This window comes from Clostridium saccharobutylicum DSM 13864 (assembly GCF_000473995.1).
GTDB lineage: Bacteria > Bacillota > Clostridia > Clostridiales > Clostridiaceae > Clostridium > Clostridium saccharobutylicum.
Window position 1 is genome coordinate 4,770,693 of the sequence record NC_022571.1, and the last position, 24,452, is coordinate 4,795,144.

General features: G+C 28.0%; 17 protein-coding genes and 1 riboswitch. Of the genes, 2 read left to right on the forward strand and 15 right to left on the reverse strand.

Annotated elements, in window-relative coordinates:
* Nucleotides 1-111: 111 nt before the first annotated feature.
* Nucleotides 112-1,143, reverse strand: coding sequence for a PocR ligand-binding domain-containing protein (locus tag CLSA_RS20485; protein WP_022750316.1), 1,032 nt, complete (start codon nucleotides 1,141-1,143; stop codon nucleotides 112-114).
* Nucleotides 1,144-1,453: 310 nt separating this feature from the next.
* Between CLSA_RS20485 and CLSA_RS22305 the strand changes: the two genes are divergently transcribed.
* Nucleotides 1,454-2,698, forward strand: coding sequence for a PAS domain S-box protein (locus tag CLSA_RS22305; RefSeq protein WP_022750320.1), 1,245 nt, complete (start codon nucleotides 1,454-1,456; stop codon nucleotides 2,696-2,698).
* A gap of 281 nt (nucleotides 2,699-2,979) precedes the next feature.
* Here the strand turns inward: CLSA_RS22305 and dapA are convergent, their stop codons facing one another.
* Complete coding sequence (dapA, locus tag CLSA_RS20495) at nucleotides 2,980-3,864, reverse strand: 4-hydroxy-tetrahydrodipicolinate synthase (protein WP_022750323.1); 885 nt, start codon at nucleotides 3,862-3,864, stop codon at nucleotides 2,980-2,982.
* A 308-nt stretch (nucleotides 3,865-4,172) separates the two neighbouring features.
* Between dapA and CLSA_RS20500 the strand changes: the two genes are divergently transcribed.
* A complete protein-coding gene (locus CLSA_RS20500) occupies nucleotides 4,173-5,348 on the forward strand; it encodes a cation diffusion facilitator family transporter (RefSeq protein WP_022750326.1) in 1,176 nt (391 codons plus the stop codon).
* A 374-nt stretch (nucleotides 5,349-5,722) separates the two neighbouring features.
* Here CLSA_RS20500 and CLSA_RS20505 read toward each other — a convergent pair whose 3' ends face one another.
* The 13 genes from CLSA_RS20505 to CLSA_RS20565 form a co-directional block, all read right to left on the reverse strand.
* Complete coding sequence (locus CLSA_RS20505; RefSeq protein ID WP_022750329.1) at nucleotides 5,723-7,840, reverse strand: M13-type metalloendopeptidase; 2,118 nt, start codon at nucleotides 7,838-7,840, stop codon at nucleotides 5,723-5,725.
* 482 nt (nucleotides 7,841-8,322) lie between these two features.
* Nucleotides 8,323-9,045, reverse strand: coding sequence for an amino acid ABC transporter ATP-binding protein (locus CLSA_RS20510; RefSeq protein WP_022750331.1), 723 nt, complete (start codon nucleotides 9,043-9,045; stop codon nucleotides 8,323-8,325).
* Nucleotides 9,032-9,691: an amino acid ABC transporter permease gene (locus CLSA_RS20515; protein WP_022750335.1), complete on the reverse strand. Its 660-nt coding sequence runs from the start codon at nucleotides 9,689-9,691 to the stop codon at nucleotides 9,032-9,034. The genes CLSA_RS20510 and CLSA_RS20515 overlap by 14 nt, the downstream gene beginning before the upstream one ends.
* Before the next feature lie 271 nt (nucleotides 9,692-9,962).
* Nucleotides 9,963-10,790 carry an ABC transporter substrate-binding protein gene (locus tag CLSA_RS20520; RefSeq protein WP_022750339.1) on the reverse strand — a complete coding sequence of 276 codons (828 nt, stop codon included), beginning with the start codon at nucleotides 10,788-10,790 and terminating at the stop codon, nucleotides 9,963-9,965.
* A gap of 400 nt (nucleotides 10,791-11,190) precedes the next feature.
* Nucleotides 11,191-12,639, reverse strand: a complete 1,449-nt coding sequence (locus CLSA_RS20525; protein ID WP_022750340.1) for an esterase/lipase family protein — start codon at nucleotides 12,637-12,639, stop codon at nucleotides 11,191-11,193.
* A gap of 575 nt (nucleotides 12,640-13,214) precedes the next feature.
* Nucleotides 13,215-15,320 (reverse strand): HelD family protein, encoded by a 2,106-nt coding sequence (locus tag CLSA_RS20530; protein WP_022750344.1) that lies wholly within the window; start codon nucleotides 15,318-15,320, stop codon nucleotides 13,215-13,217.
* 408 nt (nucleotides 15,321-15,728) lie between these two features.
* The gene (gene ftsH, locus CLSA_RS20535) at nucleotides 15,729-17,831 is read right to left on the reverse strand and encodes an ATP-dependent zinc metalloprotease FtsH (RefSeq protein ID WP_022750347.1); all 2,103 of its coding nucleotides are present in this window, start codon (nucleotides 17,829-17,831) and stop codon (nucleotides 15,729-15,731) included.
* A 27-nt stretch (nucleotides 17,832-17,858) separates the two neighbouring features.
* Nucleotides 17,859-18,077: a DUF3006 domain-containing protein gene (locus CLSA_RS20540; RefSeq protein ID WP_022750350.1), complete on the reverse strand. Its 219-nt coding sequence runs from the start codon at nucleotides 18,075-18,077 to the stop codon at nucleotides 17,859-17,861.
* A gap of 214 nt (nucleotides 18,078-18,291) precedes the next feature.
* Nucleotides 18,292-18,819 carry a signal peptidase I gene (gene lepB, locus CLSA_RS20545; protein WP_022750354.1) on the reverse strand — a complete coding sequence of 176 codons (528 nt, stop codon included), beginning with the start codon at nucleotides 18,817-18,819 and terminating at the stop codon, nucleotides 18,292-18,294.
* A gap of 30 nt (nucleotides 18,820-18,849) precedes the next feature.
* Nucleotides 18,850-19,407 carry a signal peptidase I gene (gene lepB / locus CLSA_RS20550; protein WP_022750357.1) on the reverse strand — a complete coding sequence of 186 codons (558 nt, stop codon included), beginning with the start codon at nucleotides 19,405-19,407 and terminating at the stop codon, nucleotides 18,850-18,852.
* A 296-nt stretch (nucleotides 19,408-19,703) separates the two neighbouring features.
* Nucleotides 19,704-20,999: a diaminopimelate decarboxylase gene (gene lysA / locus CLSA_RS20555; protein WP_022750362.1), complete on the reverse strand. Its 1,296-nt coding sequence runs from the start codon at nucleotides 20,997-20,999 to the stop codon at nucleotides 19,704-19,706.
* Between the two features lie 249 nt (nucleotides 21,000-21,248).
* Nucleotides 21,249-21,417, reverse strand: a riboswitch (Lysine riboswitch).
* 159 nt (nucleotides 21,418-21,576) lie between these two features.
* Nucleotides 21,577-22,251 carry a beta/alpha barrel domain-containing protein gene (locus CLSA_RS20560; RefSeq protein WP_022750365.1) on the reverse strand — a complete coding sequence of 225 codons (675 nt, stop codon included), beginning with the start codon at nucleotides 22,249-22,251 and terminating at the stop codon, nucleotides 21,577-21,579.
* Between the two features lie 745 nt (nucleotides 22,252-22,996).
* On the reverse strand, nucleotides 22,997-23,509 hold the full coding sequence (locus CLSA_RS20565; protein ID WP_022750367.1) for a putative ABC transporter permease: 513 nt from the start codon (nucleotides 23,507-23,509) through the stop codon (nucleotides 22,997-22,999).
* Between the last annotated feature and the right edge of the window lie 943 nt (nucleotides 23,510-24,452).

Sequence of the window (24,452 nt, forward strand, 5' to 3'; positions counted from 1 at the left end):
TAATTTAACGTTACAATATAATAATTATATCTATTAACAAATCAATTCTTAATAGGACATATTATTTTATAAGTAAATATTTAAAGATATTGTTCATTGTTTAAATTGCTTCTAATTTTCGTTAACTAACTTATCCATTTCTGTTGTGAAACTTGTCAATTCTTCAATACTAGCATTAGTTTCTTCTATAGCAGCTGACTGTTGCTCTGTTATTTCTAGTGTATTATTTGACATTTCAAAAGTTTTATTTATAGAAAATTGTATTTTTTCAGTTAATGTAGATATATTTATTGCTGTTTCTTTTGAACTTTCTGATAACTTTCGTATTTCAGTAGCAACTACATTAAAGCCTTTACCCAAATCCCCAACTCTTGCAGCTTCAATTGCAGCATTAAGACCTAACATTTTTGTTTGATTTGCTATATCTTTTATATATCCTAAAATATTATTTATCTCATTAGACATTCCCTGTACATTCTCTATTTCATTATTCAATGCTCCCTGATTTTGAGTAACTTCCATTGAAGATGCTGCTAATTGTTGTGTGGCAGATGATATTTGTTCAAAGTTATCCATGAGTGTTGATGTCATTTCCTTAATCTTTAATTCATGATAACCACTTCTTGAAAGTGTGTTTGCAACTGAAAATAACACTTCTGCTGCTGATTTAACTTTTCTTTCCTCTATTATTTTTACTTCTTTAGCTGCATTGTAATATTGATTTTCATCAAGTCCCAATTCATTTGCAGTTTGTTTAAATTTTTCCTCATTTGGATCTGAATATGATACTTGTCCACCAAGTATTGTACCAACAAGTTCGCCCTCTACTATTATAGGTGCTGCAAAATCAATCAGTCCTGAATGACATGTATAAATATATGGTCTCTTATTCTTAAACGCTTCTACTCCAGCATCACTATGACACTGTGCACAACGATTTTTTCCAAGCTGCACTGATTGAGTATAGTTCATACAAATTTTTGTATATCTACTTGGCTTTGTTACCGGTTTTCCACTTTTATCTACTGTTATTGCTGCAATATCCATACTTTCTGCAAAATCATCTTGGAACTTTTGCAAAAAATTCAAATCAACAATATCTTTTAATTGTATATGATTTAGTTCTTTATTATCACTTTTCATAATTTCCCCTCCAAAAATCAACCAATATTTCCATTTCACTCGAAACATTTTATAAATAAATTTTTATATATTTTCATTCCCTCATAATTCAAACATTCCATAAATATAACAGTTTTTTATTAATTATATCAACATATTCTGAACATTTTCTGTACATTTTGTAGAATATTATTGCAAATAATTATATATAATTGTCTAACATCCGATTATTATAGTAGAATATACTTATAAAGGATGTTGCCATTTACAATTTTCTCATTTTCTTTTGTATATCTTAACTTTCAATATAAAAATAAATTGGGTGAATATTATGAATAATTTAAATGATACAGATCAATATCTACAATCACTTAAAAACTATAAACTACTTATTGAAAATGCAGTTGAGTGCATATGGTTATTTAATTTACAGACTATGAGTTTCAAATATATAAGTCCTTCTATAACTAATTTAAGAGGATTAACGGTTGAAGAAGTAATGAACGAAAAAATTGAAGACTCTCTTACTCCAGAATCACTGAAAAAAATAAAAAAATTCCATATTGATAGACTCTGCAAATTTATGTCAGGAGATAGAAGTGAAAATGTTATATCTAATATTGATGAATATAATCAATATTGTAAAGATGGAACAATAAAAACAATAGAAATATCAACTAAGTTTATAGTTGATGAAAAGACAAATACTATTGATATTTTAGGGGTATCAAGAGATATAACAAGAAGGAAAAAATTGGAAAAAAGATTAATTAACGAGTTAAAAGAACAAAAATTTATATTAAAGGACTTGTTGAATGAAATTCAAGTGAACTTCCCAACATCTAAATGTCGCATCTATTACTTTAAAAAATTCTTAGTTTATGGTGCTAATAGTAATGATGCTATAAAATGGCGTACATCTAAGTCAGAAGAACTTTTTGCATATCTCCTTAAAAATGCTGGAATCTATGTTCCAAAGTGGGTAATATGCGAAGCACTTTGGCCAGAATATGATATTGAAAAAATTAATAATTTATTGCATACAACTATATATAAAATGAAAAAAGTCTTAACTTCAATAAACTTAAATTTTAATCTCAAATTTAGAAATGGTTGCTATTGTCTAATTGTTAATGATGCATATGTTGATATCATAGAATTTGATTCTATTGTATCTTCTAAACTTAAACTAGCAAAAAATACAATACATAAATATGAAAAAGCATTTTCATTATATAAAAATGCGTATTTGGAAGAGAACGACTATATTTGGTCCTTTGCAAAAAGAGAAAATTGTTCTAAAAAATTCTGTAAATTAGCAATTTCTCTTGTACAGTATTATTCAAGAATAAATGATTATACTTCAGCAGAGAGAATAATTCTAACTGTTTTAGAAAAATCACCTTTAGATGAATATGCTCATGAAGCATTATTAAAGTTATATTTAACTAATAATGATTACGCAAAATTTATTAATCATTATAATTACATGAAAGATTTATTTGAAACTGAACTTGGAATCCAACCAAATGATTCTATACAAAGTTTATATCATAGTATGTTATCTGACTACTAATTTATATAGGGTTCCGCAATGATAATAAAGCTTAAATAACACTTCTAAATTCTTAACTATGGCCTATACAAAAAGAAATGATACTCTTTTGCTGAGTGTTACATTTAAAAAAGGACTGTAAGATTTCTTCAATAGAAGCTGTTACATTCTAGCATGTCATTGAGACACATGCTAGAATGGATGCAACTTCTGTTGTTAGAAATCTACAGTCCTTTTCTGCAGTAATTGAAGCAACAGAGAGCTATTTCTTTCTGTTAATCATTATATAAATCTAAGTTCTACTATATAAGATTATTAGATTTAAGTTCTGTACGTAATGTTTCTAAATTCTTACCTTCCATAGGGAATAATGGCATTCTAAGTGGTCCCACATTATATCCCATAAGTCCTAATGCAGTCTTTACTGGGATAGGATTTACCTCTACAAATAATGCATTAATAAGACTTAAATATTTTGTTTGAAGATTTTCACTTTCTCTTACTTTTCCTTCAAAATATAAACTACAAATATCATGTGTTTCCTTAGGCATTACATTTGAAAGTACTGAAATGACACCTTTTCCACCTAAAGATAATATAGGTACTATCTCATCATCGTTTCCAGAGTAAATAGTAAGGTCATCTTTACAAAGAGCTCTTATTTTTGCAACTTGCGAAAGATCTCCGCTTGCTTCTTTTATAGCAACTATACGTGGATGTTTTGCTAATCCTGCACAGGTTTCAGGTGCTATATTAACACCAGTTCTTGATGGCACATTATATAAAATGATAGGTACATTAACTCTATCAGCAATATAATTAAAATGTTTAACTAATCCACTTTGAGTAGCTTTATTATAGTATGGTGTAACCAATAAAAGTGCATCAACTCCAACACTTTCAGCATATTGAGATAATGCAACAGCATATAAGGTATCATTAGAACCTGTGCCCGCAATTACAGGAACTCTCTTATTTACATATTCAACTGTAAATTTAATAGTTTCTTTATGTTCTTCATCACTCATAGTTGAAGATTCACCTGTTGTACCTGTAATTACAATGGCATCTGTTCCGTTCTCTATATTAAAATCTATTAACTTTTTAAGTTCTTCAAAATTAACCCCATTTTCTGTAAAAGGCGTAACAATTGCAACTGCTGCACCCGTAAATATCACATTCTTCATAAAAATTTCCCCCTTGATATTTTCTAAACTCAAATAGCTTAACTGTACTCATATTCCTTACACTATTTACAAAAATTATTATTAACATTTTTAAAGAAATGTATATATAAATTATAACATATTAAAAAATTTTTAGTTATATTTTCGTTTTATTTAAACATTTATTTTATGATAAAATTTAAATATATGTGTCAAAAATAATTTACACTAAATTGAGTAATATTGACTTAATTTTACTAAAAAATTAAAATTGTAATATATATGATTATTAATTTAAGATATAATATTTTTAGATTGGAGCGCAACTTATGTTTTTTGAATTTTTAGTTAACACATTTATAAAGAATAGTTCTGCTGTTAAAGATGATAAAGTTAGAAATTCATATGGAATTCTTGGTGGAATTATTGGTATAATAGTTAACCTTATATTATTTGCTATAAAGCTTTTCGTTGGTTTTTTAACTTCCAGCATAGCTATTACTGCTGACGCATTTAATAACCTTTCTGACGCTGCCTCATCTCTTATAACTATTTTTGGCTTTAAACTTTCAAATATGCCTGCAGATAAAGAGCATCCTTTTGGCCATGGAAGAATTGAATATCTCTCTGCCTTAATCGTTGCTTTTATGGTAATGTTAGTTGGTTTGCAATTTATTAAGTCTTCTTTTGAAAAAATACTTAATCCTACCTCTGTCTTTTTTGAATTAATGCCCTTTATATTACTTTTAATATCAATATTACTTAAGATATGGCTTTCAAGATTTAATAAACTTATCGGTGATAGAATTAATTCTTCTGCATTAAAAGCTGCTTCTGTAGATGCTCTAGGTGATGTAGTTACTTCTAGCAGTGTTGCTATTTCACTATTAGCATCAAAGTTTACTAATCTTGCTATAGATGGATATATTGGAATGATAGTTGCTTTATTTATAGTCTATTCTGGCTTTTCATTAGTAAAAGATACTATAAGTCCATTATTAGGCGAAGCACCTGATCCTGAACTTGTAAAATCAATTGAAACAATGGTTATGTCTTACGATAATATCCTTGGGACTCATGACTTGATTATACATAATTATGGTCCTGGTAAATGTATGGCATCCATACACGCTGAAATTCCAAGTGATATAAGCGTTGTTAAAATACATGAGATAATTGATAAGGCTGAAAGAGAGATTTCTAAGGCTCTTAAGCTATACTTAGTAATCCACATTGATCCTCTTTGCATTGTTGAAGATGAAGTTAAAGAAATCTACGATGAAATATTAAAATTAATCAAACAATATGATTATATTGAATCTATACATGATTTTAGAGTTGTTGGCGAAGGTGAGATTAAAAATTTGATTTTTGATGTCGTAGTTAAAACATCAAAAAAAGCTCCTCACGACAATAATGTAATAACCAATATTATAAGTAAGCATATAAAGCAATCTCATCCTCTTTATAACTGCATAATTACAATAGACAAGCATTTCGCATAAAAAAATAAACTAAACTCATGTGGTAACTTACCGAAATCAAATATTACCTTTAGTTTAGTAAACATATGTATTCAACTATGAACTCAGTTGACAAATTAGAGTTCTATGAAAATTGTGATTAAACAAACTTTGAAATATACTATAACTAGAAATTAAGGGGACTCTTTTTCGGAGCATTGCATTAAAATAAGGCTGTAGGCATTTCTTAAGTAGAAGTTGTTCCATTCTCGCTTGTCCTATAGTTTATCTTAGGAACATGCAAGAATGGGTACAACTTCTACTTTTAGAAATCCACAGCCTTGTTTTAAAGCAATCGAGCAACAAGAGTACCCTTACTTTCGGTAAGTTACCTCATAAATCTAAATACTAAATTTTTATCTCCATATGCCTACTCTATTTTCAGGTTTAACATACATTTTATCTCCTTCTTTAATTCCATAAGTTTTATCGAATTCATCATATTGAGATAATACTGCATTTACCCTAATCTTATAAGGCGAATGCGTATCATATTTAAGCATATATTCTTCATATTCAGATGTCCTAACAGCTCTATATGCTTTTGCATAGCTTTCAAAGAATTGCTTATAATCTGCATTTGGCATATCTTGCAATATATCAAGTAAACATCGCATTGATGAAAGGTCTGCAATATTTTCTCCTAATGTATTTTTTCCATCCACATTCTTTCCTGGCATACCTTCTAAACTACTATAATACTTAATTATTCCATCAGTTCTTCCCATATACTTTTTAAAATCATCTGCTGTCCATGTGTCTTTCATATTACCATCACTATCATATAATATACCGGTGTTATCAAAAGCATGTCCAATTTCATGGGCAATAATAAATCCTAAAGTAGCTAATTTTTGTTCTTTAGTTTCATTTTTATCATAAAAATCAGGTTGTAACATTCCAGCTGTAATAATAAGATCATTATTATTGAAATGATATTCTGCTGTTAAAGACTGAGGTGATAATTTACTAGAAAACATCCTTTTATCTACAGGTTCATTTAACTGTTGTATTTCTCTTGATCTTGATAAAACTGTTAAGTTCATTATGTTACTTAATAGCGACCCACCATCTTCATATGATTTTACATCTGCTTCAGAATATGCATTAAAATCACTATCATAATAATCTGGATAACCTATATTAACTGTCAATTTATTCAATTTATCAATAGCATTATTTTTAGTTGTATCACTAATCCAATTACTATTAGAAATTCGTTTCTTATAGGTAGCAATTATTTCATTTGTTAAATCCTCAACATCTTTTTTATTATCATTACTAAAACACTTGTCTACATAAAGTTTTCCCATTTTTAAAACAAATTTATCTTTTATCAATTCATAAGCATTATCTTGTATTGATATGTCTTTTATATCTTCACCTGATAGATATTTAGTATATGCATTACTAGCATTATTTAAATCTTCAGTTAAAAACGTACTTGTAGATTCAAGAACTATCATCTCAAGATAATTTTTAAGCATAGGTAAATTAGAGTCTGTCCACAATTCATTTATTTTAGTTAACCATTTGTCCTGTTGAAGAACAATATTATTAGCCTTATCAACACCTAATTTTTTCATAATACTAGGCAAATTTAAATTTGGCGCCTTGCTATTAAGCTCATTTACTGTAACAGGAATATTATATTTACTCATATCAAGATTATTAACTTTACTTACTTCTTGATATCCTAATATTGATTGCGCTATAGATGTTTCAAAAGTAATTAAGCATTCTATCTTATTGGTTGCATCTTCTTTACTATAACCATTTAAAGTTAAGATGTTATATAAATACTTTATATATTCTTGTCTATCTGTTTTACCAGCTTCAGTTGGATTTATATATTGATCTGAATTTCCTAATCCAAGATAAGTAGGTTTAATATCTAATTTATAAGATTTTTCATCTCGTGTAGGTTCTACTGAAAATCTTATTAATGTATTAAATATATCTATATCTTTATCAGATAATATATCTGACAACTGTGATACACTATTTACACTTTCAATTTTATCTAAATATTGTTTAATGGGTTGTATACCTTGTTTATTTCTTTCTTTTAAATTAAGAGTATTGTTATACAAATTGACTATTTTTGTCTCATCGCTATCAGAATTATGCTGACTTTTATTGGCTGCTAAATCAGTGATTATTTCTTTAATTTTATCATCATTTTTTTCTTGAAGCTCAGAAAAGGAGCTATCTTCTTTTAATAACGAATTAACATTAGCTTGTGCAGTTTTTAACCATTTTCCATTTACAGATTGATAAAAATCATCTTGTAATCTTACACCTGAAGTTGATTCTGAAGTTTGCACTTGAGAAGTCTCGTTACTTTGAGTTATAAAATTATTTATACTTTCATTAAATAAATTGTTTTCATCTGCCATAGCGCTAGTATATGGAATAAATGTAATTATAAACGCTATTAATATACTTGCTATACATATTCTTTTCTTAATCATTCTCATACCCCCATATTCAAAAAATAAAGAAAATAATAGACTCATTATGCTGGCACTTTACCTCCTTGCCTGATGAAAATGTTCATGACAGCTTTGAATTTGTTATTTATTTTCATGTGCCTTATTATTTTCTTTTATATGCCTTACTTGGAAAACATAGAATTATTGTTAATATTTTCTACACTTAAAATTATATAATAAATATACATTATTAGCTATGATTTAAACTTTAAAATATATAAAAAATAGAGGTCATGCTTTTGCGTAGGTTACCTCAAACCTGAACAAATGCATGACCTCTAATTTTGGTAGTATATATAATTGTAACGCACACGAAAAAATAACAGACCAAATATGCGCCAAATATTTTGTGCCAGACAAGAAAGTGAATTCTACTCATAGTGAGCCTATTAGTAGAATTCACCAACGTAGTATGATACAAAATAGGTAAGCATACTAGTCTATTATTTTTTTGACTGTGCCTAAAGTACTTTTGATAAGAAATCTATAGTTCTTGGATGTTTAGGATGTTCGAATACTTCATCTGGAGTTCCTTGTTCTACGATTTTTCCGCCGTCCATAAATATTATTCTATCCCCAACTTCTTTTGCAAATCCCATTTCATGTGTAACAATAACCATTGTCATACCTTCTTTGGCAAGATCCTTCATAACATTTAAAACTTCTCCAACCATTTCTGGATCTAAAGCTGATGTAGGTTCGTCAAATAGCATAACATCAGGCTGCATAGCTAATGCTCTAGCTATAGCAATTCTTTGTTTTTGTCCACCTGATAATGATGCTGGATAAGCATCTATTTTATCTAATAAGCCTACCTTTTTAAGCAATTCTTCTGCTCTATTTTTCGCTTCACCTTTTGAGATTTTTTTCACTTTAATAGGTGCTAAACATATATTTTCACATACAGTTTTATGTGGAAATAAGTTAAAGTGTTGAAATACCATTCCAACATTTTCTCTCATTTTATCTATATTAGTTTCTTTTGAAGTTATATCTTTGCCTTCAAATGTAATTTGACCAGATGTAGGAGTTTCTAACAAGTTAAGGCATCTTAAAAATGTACTTTTTCCGGAACCTGATGGTCCAATTACAACTACAACTTCACCTTTACTAATATGATCATCTATACCTTGTAAAACATTGTTTTTTCCAAAACTTTTATGTAAATCCTTAACGTATATCACTTGCTTTCATTCTCCTTTCTACATAATTTAATATTCTTGTCATTGTAAAAGTTAATATAAAGTAAATTACTGCCGCTACAATTATTGGTTCTAATCCTAATGCTGTATTCCCTCTTACAACTCCTGCATTATACATAAGTTCTGCAACCCCAATTACAGAAACCATTGAAGAATCTTTAATTATAGCTATAAATTCATTTCCCAATGCTGGTAAAATATTCTTAAATGCTTGTGGAATTATGATATGAATCATTGTTAACGCTTGGTTCATACCTAAGCTTCTTGATGCTTCCATTTGTCCTTTATCAACTGCATCAATTCCAGCTCTAATTATTTCAGAAACATATGCTCCTGAATTTAATGCTAAAGCAATTGCACCCACAGTCATATCAGGCATGTCTATTCCCAATAATTTAGGTAATCCAATATAAATTATATAGATTTGAACTAGAAGCGGAGTACCTCTTACAAATTCTACATAAGCTGTTGCTATAAAGCTAACTGGTTTAAAATTTGAACGCCTTAAAAGTGTTAATCCAAGCCCCAAAATTGTTCCAAACAGTACTGCAAAGAATGCCAATACAATAGTTATCTCTGCCCCTCTTAAATAATACTCAGAGTACTTTCCTAAAAATGTGAAATTCAATATTTTCCCTCCTAGTTTTTGATTATGCCTTATATGTTAATTATTTTATAACTTTTGATTATTAAATCAAATCTGCATTAGATTATTATAAATTAATAGTAATTAATTATCAACTATTGTTAATTAATTACTATTAAATTTCTTTACATAACTTAAGGCATCATATCTTAATTGTTTAAAATATGTTGCCTTAAATTTCTAATGTATGTTAAAATTTAAATTCTTAGTTTAAAAAATCATGAGTATCTCATTATAATTTTGATATCAGATATTATTCTACCAAGCTATTTGCATCTTTTGCCATTTGATTAATCTTATCTTGGCCTAAATTCTTTATTGTATTATTGATTGCATCTTTTAATTCAGGTGAATCTTTCTTCATTGCTATAGCAACACCACCATCTGGATCTTTTACAACTAAATCTTTTACAATTGCAATACCAGAATTCTTTTCAACATTAATTTCTGCTACTGGTAATTCAGCTAAAACAGCATCTACTTTATTATTCTTTAAATCTAATATTAAATCAGGAATCTTATCTAATGATTTTACATCTGCTGCATCAAAGTTATCTTTTGCAATTCCTTCTTGTATAGAACCCTTTTGAACTCCAATTTTCTTTCCTTTTAAATCATCCATTGAAGTTATTTTAGTCTCATCTCCTGACCTAACTATAAACCTATGTGTTGCAGTATAGTATATATCTGAGAAATCTGCATTTTGTTTTCTTTCTTCTGTAGGAGTCATTCCTGCAAATACCATATCTACTTTATTCGATTGAAGAGCTACTAATAAACCATCAAAAGCCATATCTTTTACTTCAAGTTTTACTCCTAAATCTTTTGCAAGCTGCTCAGCGATATCAATATCAAATCCTACAATTTTATCTTCACCACTTGCTGATGAATGGAATTCATATGGTGGATAATCAGCACTTGTTCCAACAACAAGTTTTCCTTTTGCTTTAATCGCATCTAATGAAGATGTACTACTTTTAGCAGTTTCATTTTTAGCTGTATTTCCACATCCGACCATACCTATAGCTATAGTTGCTACTGACACTACTGCTATTAATTTTTTTACTATTGAACTTTTCATATATTATTCCCCCTAACATCTTTATCACGTTTATTCATTAGGATAATTATATACGTCTATTTATATTTATGCAATACTTATGCATAAAATTTTAATTTTTTTATTTAAATATTAACAAATAGGGAGAAAATTTAATATACATATTTAATTTTTCCCCCTTGAATACTAAATAAACATATATATTCTTATATAAATGTATTCTTTCTTTAATCTTATTTTCTCCCAATTAGCTAATAAAATTCATTTCAATTTATGCATACTTATGAAAAATTTATTTGCAAAACCTAATTTATCAATTCATTTGCTTTTTTTAAATAGATAAACAATCTTATACCACACACTATAACCGAAATTAGAAATATGTTTTAAAAAATAGCTATAAATTTATAACTATTTTAAATTAGTATCCTTTATTTTTAAGCTCAGATACAATTTCTACATACTTTTCAATTACATCAAAATGTTTATAGTCATCTCTTCTTAAATCTATAATGTCTCCATGTGAAATTCCACGAGAACATTTATTTTTAAGAATTCCTCTAAATTCTCCCCATTTTGCAGAATCAACAGAAACTAATCCATCATTATCACCTTCAGTTAGTTTAACAAAAACATAAGGAATGGTAAGAATATAATCGCTAAATAAATTTTTCATAACAGATGTATAGCTTTGATAATAAATACCTTCTACATCTTTAATCTCTTCGTTGAATTTTTTGCTATGGTGAGTTGAAAATTGTCTAGTAGCAGTATAAAAATCTGGACTTCTATCACCAAGTAACGTAAAGTATTTATCAAAAGCTTTTGCAATACCTCGATAAATAAACTCTGGTAAATGACACGCGATATTTACAAATTTCACTCCTCTATGTGGTGATGATATCATTGTAATAGATGCAACATATTTTCCCATATCGAGCTTGCTTATCATGTAACGTGCATCTAGTCCACCCTTAGAATGTGCAATGATATTTACTTTCTCACAATCTGTTTCTTTTATAATACTAAGAATTTTATTCTTAATATCATGTGCATTATATTCTACAGTACCAAATGCCTCTTGATTGCCATAATAAATAGTTGCGCCCTGTCTAATAAGTTCTTTAGGAATTCTTCCCCAATAGTTAATATATTTAAAATCTCTAAATCCAACTCCATGAATTAAAACAAATGGATATTTAGTTTTACATATTTTCGAATCAACTCTTGTTTTTTCAATATTAACTTTATAACATTCATGTTCATATTCATCCCTAGCAAGATTACATGCATAAAGTATAACAAAAATATTTACAATTGGAATAAATGCCATCCATGCAACTAACAACCTTTTTATAATATTAAGTCTCCTTGAAGTTAATAAAAGTCTTAGCATTCCATTTGTAATTAATATAATAGTAAACAACATAGTAATAACAATATCTAAAATTAATATATTGTTTGGAATATAAAGTCTTTTTATCAAATCACTATAAATATAGATGCAAATGATTGTTTGTATTATTAATGTGAATAATCCATATAAAGTAATACGTCTACCACCCAATAGTACTTTAAGTCTATATTTATCTGTAAGTTTTTTTGAATATGGAAAAAGATTAATCTTTACATATAAATAAACAGCAAATGCTATAACTTCAAATATAGCTATTCTCTGAAATGCTAAGGAAATTTTATTGTGTGTTGCATATATTATAAAAAAATAAGTGATTAAAGTAAGGTGTGGCACAATAATCAAAAATAAGGTTATAATATTTTTGTGAATTAAATTTATTTTTTTTGCAATATCTAAGTATATAAGTCCAATTATAGTAATTCCTAAAACTATACAAATCTCAATCATTATCATATTACTCCTAATCATTAAAAATATATAAAATAAGTAAATTTATAGGTATATTAGTATTAAATGTAACTAATATAATACCATAAATATTATTTTAATCAAAATTTTTAGCGATTAATCAACTAAGCATGCATAGATAAACGAACTCCTAATGATGCACTAAAAAAGTTCCTGTATTTTTGCATAAATTTCTTAGAAAAACAAATAAATCATCAGAAGGCCTTCTAAGTAGCCTTGTAACGATTTTTTAGATATAAATGACCCGTAAAAAATATATGCATATATCGAAATAAGTAATTTTTTTAGTTTTTCAACTGTCTCACTATTAACCTGACTTATACTTTAAAATATATTCTGAACTAGAAAGTAAGTGAATTCTTTTGCGTAGCATTGCATTTAGAATATTGCTATAGGTATTTCTTCAATAAAAGTTGTTTAATTCTTGCTTGTCACAAGCTTGCCTTGGGAACATGCTGGAATGAAACAACTTTTATTGGTAGAAATCCATAGCAATATTCTATAGCAATCGAGCAAAAGAATCCACTTGCTTTCGGTAAGACATAACTCTAAATCATAAATTATTTATGCCTGATTACTGATAATCTATGAAGTGCTCTCGTACACATTATATATTTTAGTAATGGTTCAACTTCTCCATTTTCAACAACTATTACACCATCAAATTCTAATCCTTTTGCAAGATAAGCTGGTATAAGCACTTTTCCACCCTTATATAAAAGATCTTCATTATCTAAGCTTTGAACGTTTATTCTTTCTTTAATAAGATGAGCATATTGCTTTAATTCATCTTTTCCTTTAAATATTACTGCAATGTTTTCATGACCTTCTTCTTCGTAGTCATCAATTATTGAAAGGAGTGTATCTATAAATTCATCCTTTGTTTCAACTTCTTCTTCAATAATAGGCTCACCGCTTCTAACTAAAGGAACTATTCTATCTTCATGTAAAAATTTATTAGCATATTCCATTATTTCTTGAGTTGATCTGTAACTTTTATTTAAACTATATTCTTTTACTTCAACATCTAAATCTTCAAATATTGTATTCAAATGAAGCATTGCTGGTTCATCATCTGTTTGAATTAATCTTTGATTAGAATCTCCAACTATTGTATAACTCTTACAACCTGTCATCTCTTTTATAATTTCAAACTGTATAAAACTATAATCTTGGGCTTCATCAATTACAATATGCTTAATTTCATTTTTTACTTTCACTCCTTGTAATTTAACCATTAGATAAAGTATTCCTGCTAAATCCATATATCCTAAATTTTCAGTAGTAGTAATTTCTTTATATAAATTCAAAACCGATTCTGCCTTGATCCAACTATCCACTTGTGCTCTAGAATTGATAACTTCTCTTACTATTTCTCTTATTTTAATTCTTCTTAAAAATTCTAAGTTTGTCTTTTCTATGTCAATTTGATCTTCTGGTAAGTTCTTTATCTTTTCTTTGATGTCACTATTTATTTTATAAACTTCCATATCTCTTTTGTCTTTAATTTTAGAAATAAGTATTCTTCTTATCTTTTCACTTCTCCTAAACAAAGGCATATCCTTATAATAACCAGTAAACAACTCTTTTATTTCATCTGCTGGAACAATTTCTTCACCATTAAATTTAACTGGTTGAATTTTAAAATATTCATTGTTGAATTTATCTATATTGAAATTTAATAAATTTACGAATTCTTTTGAACTCTTGTATTTATATTCTTTTAACGCTTCTTGATTTCCATTCATTGCATCTTCAATATAACTGCCAAAACTTTTTATATTTTCGTATTCTAAACTAAGTTCCTTCTTAGCAAAATTCTCAAAAGTAGTTTGATTTATCCCACCTTCTCCAAGGGAAGGCAATACTTGAGCTATATAGTCCATAAATACATCATTAGGTCCAAAAATTAATACCTTATCTCCAAATTGTTTTCTAAAATTATAAAGTAAATAAGAAATTCTATGTAAAGCAATAGTCGTCTTACCTGAACCTGCTACTCCATTTACAACAATAACTTTATTTCTATCTTCTCTTATGATTTCATCTTGTTCTTTTTGAATAGTCATAACTATATCTTTTAATTTATCAGATGAATTCTTCGTTAATACCATTTGAAGTATTTCATCCTTAACATCTACTGCTGAATCAAACACTCCTTGTAATTGTCCTTTTTTAATAATCAATTGTTTTCTGCCTATTATATCCGCCTTTACTTCACCAGCTGGTGGATTATAACTTGATTCTCCAAGTGTACCTTTATAAAAAAGTGAAGCAATCGGAGCCCTCCAGTCAACAATTAATGGTTCAAATGCATTTTCTAATGTTAAACCATATCTTCCAATATAAATATCCTCTGGTATTTCATCATCTTCTTTAAAAGTAACTTTCCCAAAATAAGGCGATTCCTTAAGCTTAGTAAATTCCATAAGTCTCTTATCAATTGTCTTATAAGCTTCTTCCTTTACAAAACTTTCATGATCAAAATAGTCTATTACTTGATCCTCATCATCTTTATATTCCTCAATATATTTCTTTCTAGCATCAAGAATATAACTTGTAACTGTTTTTCGTCTTTCTAAATATTTTAAAATTTCTTTATTTAATATGTCCAAAACTTCATTTAATTTATTTTCTTCTTGTAAAAAATCAATTTCTTTGTTCAAACTTTACAACTCCTTAATAAAGTTAACAGATAACAGTTAACAATTATGTAAATAAAAAATCAAAAATGTGCCTTAGGCACATGAAAAAAATAATAGACCAAAGATGCGACGCATATTTAGTGTCAGACAAGAAAGTAAAATCAGCTCATAGTGAGCCTATTAGTTGATTTTACTGACGCAGTATGACGCAAAATAGGCAAGCATACTGTTCTATTATTTTTTTGCTTGTGCCTTAATGCATAATGCACAATGTAAAGATAAAATCTTAAACTAATCTTACCCATCATTGTGCATCATAATTTATACATTGTCAATGTAATTGAATTTCGTTAATTTAGTTATAATACGATTATTCTTCTAATAATCTCTTAATTAAAAACTATCAAAAGATTCATTCTGAAAGTTTAACTACTCGCTTACTTTGTTAGATTCATCATTTGAAAAATCTTGAGCATCAATCGTAGCTTTAGAATTATCTTCAGCTTTTTCATCTATTTTGTTATCGTCTGTTATATCATCTTCACTTTTAGTTAAAGTTTTATCTTCTGAACTATCTGTTGAATCATCTATAACAGCATCTAAAGCATGCTTCTTAGCTCTTTTCTCTTCTAATTCCTTAACTCTTCTTTCATGTTCAGATTTCTCTTTTTCTTTTTGTTCTTTCATTTCTGGATATTTTTCATATACTAAATCGAAGAACTCTTCTCCAAAAATTGTTTCTTTTTCTAAAAGTACTTCTGAGATTTTATCTAATAAATCTCTGTTGTCTCTAAGAATTTGTCTAGCCTTCTTATGAGCTGCTTTTATGATATTTAATGTTTCTTCGTCTAAAACAGTTGATGTTTGTTCACTACAATTTCTAACCGCTCTACCATCTAAATATCTGTTTTGTACTGACTCTAAAGCCATCATATCAAATCTATCACTCATACCATAAATTGAAACCATACTTCTAGCAGATTGTGTAGCTCTTTCTATATCATTAGAAGCTCCTGTTGAAACTAAATCAAACACTTCTTCTTCCGCAGATCTACCACCTAACATAACTGTTATTTGATTCATTAATTCTTCTTTTGATGTTAAGAATTTTTCCTCTTCTGGAAGCTGCATTGTGTATCCTAATGCACCCATAGTCCTAGGAACTATAGTGATTTTATGAACAGGATCTGCGCCTTTAAGCATTGCTGCAACAAGTGCATGACCAACTTCATGAAACGCAACAACTTCTCTTTCCTTTGGTGAAAGAATTCTATCTTTCTTTTCTTTACCTGCAATTATAACTTCAACAGCTTCTCTTAAATCTTCTTGAAGAACTTTTCTTCTTCTTCTTCTTACAGCTCTTAATGCACCTTCATTAATTATATTAGCAAGATCAGCTCCTACTGCTCCTGGAGTACTCTTAGCAATTTCAGATAAATCTACATCATCACCTAAAATTACATTTTTAGCGTGAACTCCAAGTATAGCTTCTCTTCCCTTAAAATCAGGTCTATCTACTATAACTCTTCTATCAAATCTACCTGGTCTAAGTAATGCTTTATCTAATATTTCTGGTCTGTTAGTAGCACCAAGTAAAACTACTCCCTTAGATGAATCAAATCCATCCATTTCAGAAAGTAATTGATTTAAAGTTTGTTCTCTTTCATCATTACTTTGCATTTGATTATCTCTGCTTTTACCAATAGCATCAATTTCATCTATAAATACTATACAAGGTGCCTTAGCTACTGCATCCTTAAATAATTCTCTAACTCTTGATGCTCCAACTCCTACAAACATTTCAACAAAACTTGAACCTGAAAGTGAGAAGAATGGCACCTTAGCTTCTCCAGCTACTGCCTTTGCAATAAGTGTTTTACCTGTTCCTGGAGGTCCAACAAGTAAAACTCCCTTAGGTAACTTAGCACCGATTTGAGTATATTTATCTGGACCATTTAAGAAATCTATAACTTCTTTTAAGGATTCTTTAGCTTCTTCCTGTCCTGCAACATCATCAAAAGTAACTTTTATTTCGCTTTCCATGTAAACTTTAGCATTGTTCTTGCCGATGCCCATGACACCGCCTCCGCCGCCTCCCATTTTAGAAAATAGGAATTTCCACATAAAGAATATAAGTACCATAGGAAATATCCAAGTCATTAAAATACTCATAAATGGACTTTCCTTAGGATTTTTACCTGTAAAGTCAATATTTGCGGCCTGCAACTTAGGTATTAAACTTTCATCATCTATATTTACTGTATATAATGTTTTTCCTTTATACTCTTCATTATCTTCACTTGGAGTAATAATTAAGTTTTCACTTGTTATAACAACTTTAGAAATTTCTTTATTATCAAGTAAAGTTATAAATTCATTATATGTGATTTCTTTAGTTGTAGCTGCATCCTTTGCATAATTAAATGCAATTAAAAATGCAAAAGCTATTAAGAAATATGTAATCACTACTGAAAGTGATTTTTTATTCTTATTGTTATTACCTTTATGGTTTCCCTTATTATTATCTTGCATCTAATCACCCTTCTTTCTCATTAATAGTTATTGCCACATATCTTCAGTTTTTTTATATATTTCCTCATTCCTATGTTGAGTAAGCTTTTCATCAACCTTAAAGAATTGATTTTCTTGAACGAGAATATCTCCTTCTTTAAAATCTCCTTTTATAGCTTCAGCAATAATCCTAAACATATCTCCATTTTCTTTTTCAACAATAACGTAATCTCCCTCTATTCTATCTATAATATATCTATAATTCATTTCCTTCCTCTTTTCAAATAAAAACTGAATCTAAGACCATTTTTTTAATTTAACATTAAGAATATATAGTACAGAATACTAGTCGAAGTTCTATATTAAAAATTTTAATGAATATATTAAGAAAACTAAAAACATTTTTATACTTTATTCTTAATTTTATTTTAATATACACTTTATTATTAATAATTCATATGCATAATTTATTTAATATAAGTTAATGTAAAACTCCAAAATCTGTAAACGGATAAATTTTTATTCTAGCTTTTGCATTTATATCTGATGCATCTATATATGGATTAATCCATTTTCTTGCATCGTATGAACGAATTCTATTATCTCCTAGGAAAAAGAATTTATTTTCAGGAACATCAAATACTAACTTCTTATCATTATATTCATTATTTTTTACGTAATCTTCTTTAATATCCTCTCCATTTATGTTAACAACTCCATTTGTTATCTCAATATGGTCTCCTGGCAATCCTATAGCTCTTTTTATTAGCGTTTCATTTAACTCTTTAGAGAAAAATACAATAATATCTCCTCTTTTAATCTTGCTAGTGTCATAAATTCTAGTAACCATTAATTTATCCCCAACATTTAAAGTTGGAACCATCGATTCACTTGGTATATAAACATTATAAACTAAAAACTTATTTATAAAAAACGCTATTCCAATAGCCGCAATTATAGGAACTATCCATTCTTTAAAAAATTTTAGTGCTTTTATATTCTTTTCCATTAAGTGTTCTCCCTTTAATTATTAACATTTTTACTTTAATATCTCAAAATCTTGTATTGGATAATATTTTATTCTAGCCTTTCCTTCTATATTTGATGCATCAACATATGGATTTTTCCAATGTCTTGAATCATTTGAATTAGCTCTATTATCACCCAACATGAAGTACTTTCCTTCTGGCACCTCATAAGTTCCATTAACTATTTCATTGTTTTTAACATAATCTTCTTTAAGTTGTTCTCCATTTCTAAAAACAATACCATTTTTAATTTGTATTTTATCTCCTGGAAGTCCTATTAATCTCTTAATTAAAATTTCGTTTCCAAACTCCTCTTGCTTAAATAATACAATGTCTCCATGTTGCAAAGTTTGAGGATTATGTACTCTTGTCACAATCAGCCTATCTTTAACTTGTAATTCTGGCATCATCGATCCACTTGTAATCCAAACTCCATATCCCACAAAACGCCATACTAATAATGCAATTATTGCAATAGCAGCAATATCTATTATCCATTCTTTTATTATTGACTTTTTATGTGAATTTTTATCATTTACTATCTCTTTTTCATTGATTTCTTTTGACACACTTTATGCCCCCTATGCTAATCTATTTTATATTTTTATACTATCTAAGTATACCATAATTTTAAATTATAATATTTACAAGTTGTTAATTTTTAAAAAAAGATTACGTTTATTTACGAGCATGAGAATATATGTATTTAATAAATAAAAAGATATGCACTAATTTTTATAAAAAATTAGTGCATATCTCCTTTATATATTATAATCTTGGGAAAGAATATTAATAAAAAGCTTTTTAATTGAAAATGTAATTCAGTTCGTTTATAAAACACATATCAAACTTTTAGTTAATAGGTTTAATGAACTTCATTTCTTATTACATCTTCATATGATTCCCTTCTACAGATAAGTCTTGAATCTCCATCCTTAACCATAATTACTGCTGGCTTTGGTATCTTATTATAATTACTAGACATAGAATATCCATAAGCACCTGTAGTCATTATAGCTAAAATGTCTCCACTCTTAATTACTGGAAGGTTAACATTTTCTAATAATATATCTCCTGACTCACAACACTTTCCTGCTATAGTTACTTTTTCTTCACAATCTGATTGAACATTATTTGCTAAAATACATTCATATTGTGCATTATAAAGAGCAGGTCTTATATTATCAGTCATTCCACCATCTACTGAAACATATTTTCTAACTCCTGGAATCTCCTTAACTGCTCCTATAGAGTATAAAGTCGTTCCTGCATTAGCTACTATGCTTCTACCTGGTTCTATAGTAAGAATTGGCCTCTTCTGACCAGTTCTTGAACAAACCTCGTCAACTTTGTTAATTATTGTTTCACAATATTCAGCAGTTGTCCTTGGTTTATCCTCTCTACTATAGTATATACCAAAACCTCCCCCAAAATCTACTTCTTTTATAAAATAACCAAAATTTTCTTCAGTTTTTTTCACAAGATCTAACATTACCTCTACTGCATCTTCATATGGCTCTAATTCAAAAATTTGTGAACCTATGTGGCAATGTATCCCTGCAAGGTTTATATTTTCTAAACTTATAGCTTTTTTAATAGCATCTTCTATGACAGTTTCAACTGGTGCAAACCCAAACTTTGAATCAATTTGACCTGTTTTTATATAGTCATGAGTATGTGCTTCAATTCCTGGAGTTATTCTTAAATAAATGTTTTGTACTTTATTATATTCTTTTGCTATATCATTTAATATATCCATTTCATGATAATTATCTACCACAAAGTTTCCAACACCTAATTTAATCCCAAGTTCTATTTCATTTAATGTTTTATTATTACCATGAAACATTACTCTTTCAAGTGGAAATCCTGCCTTGTATGCTGTGTATAACTCTCCGCCTGATACAACATCTAAACACATGTTTTCTTCTTTTAATAATTTACACATTTGAATAGTTAAAAATGCTTTTCCAGCAAAAGCCACTCTATTACCATTCTCTTCACATTTGAAATATTTTCTATAGTCCTTGCAATATTCTCGTATTAATGATTCATCAAATACATACAAAGGACTTCCATATTCTTTTACTAAATCCTCAGCCTTAATTCCTCCAATTGATAATTGGTTATCTTCAACCTTCATCGTTCCAAATAATTTCATTTTTGTTACCCCCAAATTTTAATCATAATTTATCATAATAAAAAACAAACGCCACAGAATGTGTTTCTGTGACGAGTGGTAGAGAATATGCTAAATTATTGTGCACAATATTTTAAACAATTGTTATTGCCAGTTATCAACTATCTCTAAAGGATATAAATAATACTATATTTAAGTTAACTTAAATAAATTACTAACAAGCCCTTCCTTTATTGACTATTGTAAATGTCATTTTAATTGAAAAAAGATGTACCTTGTAGCTCAACACTTTTCGTGACAGTTATCCATATATTATATGAATACCCAGAAATAAATCACTGCAAATAACTTATTCCTTCGGCCATAATCCCTTTTAACATAAATCATCGTCTGCCAACTCCTTATGATTACTCTTTATTACAGCACCTCTACCCCAGGTCATGTTACATTACTATATTATTCAATTATAAAAAATATGATACCATACTTTTTATTTAAATCAATACCTTTTTATATTATTTATCAAATTATCTTCTAAATCTTGCCACATTACTTAATTCAATTATTTCTAATTTAGTATCTTCTATATTTGAAGATTTTATTCATTTCTATAATTATCCATGAGATTACCCATAATACTTGCAGATGTTGGTGGTGTAAATGTTATTGCATTAGCTCCAGCCTGTATAGTTTCTCTAATGCTTGATTCAGTTGGACCACCTGTTGCTATTATAGGAAATTCCGGAAATCTCTTTCTTATGTTTCTAACAATTTGAGCTGTTTTCTTTCCTCCCGAAACATTTAATATAGTAGCTCCTGCTTCTATTCTCTTTGATATATCTTCATCTTCTGAAATAACAGTTACGATAACTGGTATATCTATAGTTGCTCTTATTTTATGAACTATTTCATTGGCTGTCGGTGCATTAACAACTACTCCCATAGCTCCTTTAAATTCTGCATCTAGTGCTAAATTTATAACTCTTTTACCTTGAGTTATTCCTCCTCCAACTCCACAAAACACCGGAACATCTGCTGCCATTACAAGTGCTTGTGTTATCAACGGCTGGGGTGTAAATGGATATACTGCAATAATTGCATCAGCATTACTATTTCTGATAAGTGCAACATCGGTAGTGAATAATAATGACTTTATTCTTTTACCGAAAATTTTAATTCCACCACAATCTCTTATAATTGATGGAACCTCAATTACATGATTTCTTAATGCACCTTTTATTTCTGGTACAAATTTTGATTCCTTAGCCACCATAATTTTTAATCCCTCCCTTTAGATTAATACTTGCTACCATTTGCATAGGTAGTATGCATCCAAGAAGTGTACTATATAGATATATTATACTACTTTATACTATTTGTTAAAGTTAATTTTTTATAGACTTATCAACATTATCCACAGGTTTTATCCACAATTCTGTGCATATTGTTGGTAATAGTTTTTTATGATTTTTTTTAATAAATATTTATTTCACCATTTTTTTCCATATAATCTAAAACTATTTGTTTTTCCATATCCATATTACATATTTGGCAATACATCTAATTTAATTAATATTTAAATATTAATTTTATTAACATTGTTATCCACATGTTTTTTGTACTTATTAACATTATAAACAACTCCTGCATTTTACTAGGTTTAACATGTATAGTAATATATGCTAGACCATTGTTTATCCACATACTTATACACAGACTTCAAAATATTACAAATACTAACAGTTATACTTCTTGCAAGCACTAATAAACATTCTATATTTTAGATATTGATTTTCACGAATTCTATATAGCAACTAAGATATTAATTCACATTGCCTGTAAATGTATACAGCTTAATAATTTGTTGACAACTCCTGAATACTTTTTTCTCTGTTCCATCTCCTATTAATATTAACAAAATAAGTCCTATAGAACCTTTTAAATTAGTGAATAAAAAATAACGAGCAAGGATTAAAATGCACTTTTCTATCCTTACTCATTTCCAATAACTTTATTATCTAACTATTAGATATAGCAAATTTTTTTAATGTAAAATAAAAATCTATTATAAATGTAATTATGCTTACTATTACGAATAATTGAAAAAACTCTTCTGCGCTAATATATATACTATAAAAAATAGGTTGAATATATTTGACTCCTATAAAACTAAGAACTGTCCAATATAAAGAAAATTTAAGTGTTATAAATCCATTAACATTATATTTCAAATTTGAATAATCCCAATAAACTTTATTGAAAATATGTTTAAGCATATATCCACTTACATACTCAACAGTTGTAGGAATAAAAAAACACAATACTAACAATATAATTCTATTAATATTCAATGCTGAATCATATAAAATCAAAAGCGTCATTGCTATACCATACATGGGTTTAAATGGCCCTATTAAAAATCCTTCTTTTTTAAATCTTTTATCAACTATAAATGCATATAGTTCTTCTATCAACCAACCTATAAAAGAATAAATAATAAAATTGAAAACTAAGTAAACTAATAAATTCATACTTCAACCACCTTATCTATTAAGCTAGTCTTAGTATTTGTACTCTCCTATAATTTTATCCTCAACTTATAGATAAACAACTTTGAACTTAGGGTTATGTAATAACTAACCGAAGGAAATGGTGCTTTTTTGTTTCGATTACTAGAGAAAAGCACCACTTCCTTCTAGTTTAGAATATATTTCAAAATAAGTTCCATTTCAAAATTTGTTTATCTATGTGAATATGTGAAAAATTATATTTTATAGATACTTCTATCTCCAATTTGAATAACTCAATACTTCTACCGAATTTAGCTTTGCTATCGTTGTATAAATCGAACAACAAATACAATTTGAAAGCTGACAGTTCAAATAAATATACTGCATATTTATCTACTTTAACCCATCACACTAAATAGTGGAAACATTCTAAAGTGAATACACACATCTATTTAGAACCTTTCAGCAATATTTTCATAGTCCTACCGAACAAAAATATTTCTAATTTCAGTTAATTATCAAATAAATCTAAATTCTAAGTTATTTATCTATAGCTTAATTAATGAAATCTTAAATAACTTCAAATTATTTCTGATATAATAAACCTATGAAAATTATTATTAAACTTGTTAGGCATATTAATTTTTTATATATATCCAATTTAAGAACCCAACTTATTTGTGGTTAATATCTCCACTAGAAATCATATATATATTTGTGAAATACGCATTTGAAATTAAGCTGTTGAAGATTCTTAATGGGAGCTTGTTACATTTACTGCTTGTCAAAATGAATATTTGGAACACGCAGTAATGGGCACAAGCTCCCATTTAGAATCTTCCAGCAAAAATTTCATAAGCTCAATGAAACAAATATATATATGATTTCGGTGAGTTACCACTTAAATCTAAGTCTTGATTGGGATATCTATGTGTCTAAAGAAAATTAGGAGGATATTTTATAC

Coding starts and splice junctions, on each gene's coding strand:
- lepB (WP_022750354.1), bottom strand. CDS start 18,819: ATGGAAAAGAATATAAAAGCACTAAAATTTTTTAAAGAATGGATAGTT.
- CLSA_RS20565 (WP_022750367.1), bottom strand. CDS start 23,509: ATGAATTTATTAGTTTACTTAGTTTTCAATTTTATTATTTATTCTTTT.
- CLSA_RS20485 (WP_022750316.1), bottom strand. CDS start 1,143: ATGAAAAGTGATAATAAAGAACTAAATCATATACAATTAAAAGATATT.
- dapA (WP_022750323.1), bottom strand. CDS start 3,864: ATGAAGAATGTGATATTTACGGGTGCAGCAGTTGCAATTGTTACGCCT.
- ftsH (WP_022750347.1), bottom strand. CDS start 17,831: ATGCAAGATAATAATAAGGGAAACCATAAAGGTAATAACAATAAGAAT.
- CLSA_RS22305 (WP_022750320.1), top strand. CDS start 1,454: ATGAATAATTTAAATGATACAGATCAATATCTACAATCACTTAAAAAC.
- CLSA_RS20520 (WP_022750339.1), bottom strand. CDS start 10,790: ATGAAAAGTTCAATAGTAAAAAAATTAATAGCAGTAGTGTCAGTAGCA.
- CLSA_RS20525 (WP_022750340.1), bottom strand. CDS start 12,639: ATGATAATGATTGAGATTTGTATAGTTTTAGGAATTACTATAATTGGA.
- CLSA_RS20505 (WP_022750329.1), bottom strand. CDS start 7,840: ATGATTAAGAAAAGAATATGTATAGCAAGTATATTAATAGCGTTTATA.
- CLSA_RS20500 (WP_022750326.1), top strand. CDS start 4,173: ATGTTTTTTGAATTTTTAGTTAACACATTTATAAAGAATAGTTCTGCT.
- CLSA_RS20540 (WP_022750350.1), bottom strand. CDS start 18,077: ATGAATTATAGATATATTATAGATAGAATAGAGGGAGATTACGTTATT.
- CLSA_RS20560 (WP_022750365.1), bottom strand. CDS start 22,251: ATGGTGGCTAAGGAATCAAAATTTGTACCAGAAATAAAAGGTGCATTA.
- lysA (WP_022750362.1), bottom strand. CDS start 20,999: ATGAAATTATTTGGAACGATGAAGGTTGAAGATAACCAATTATCAATT.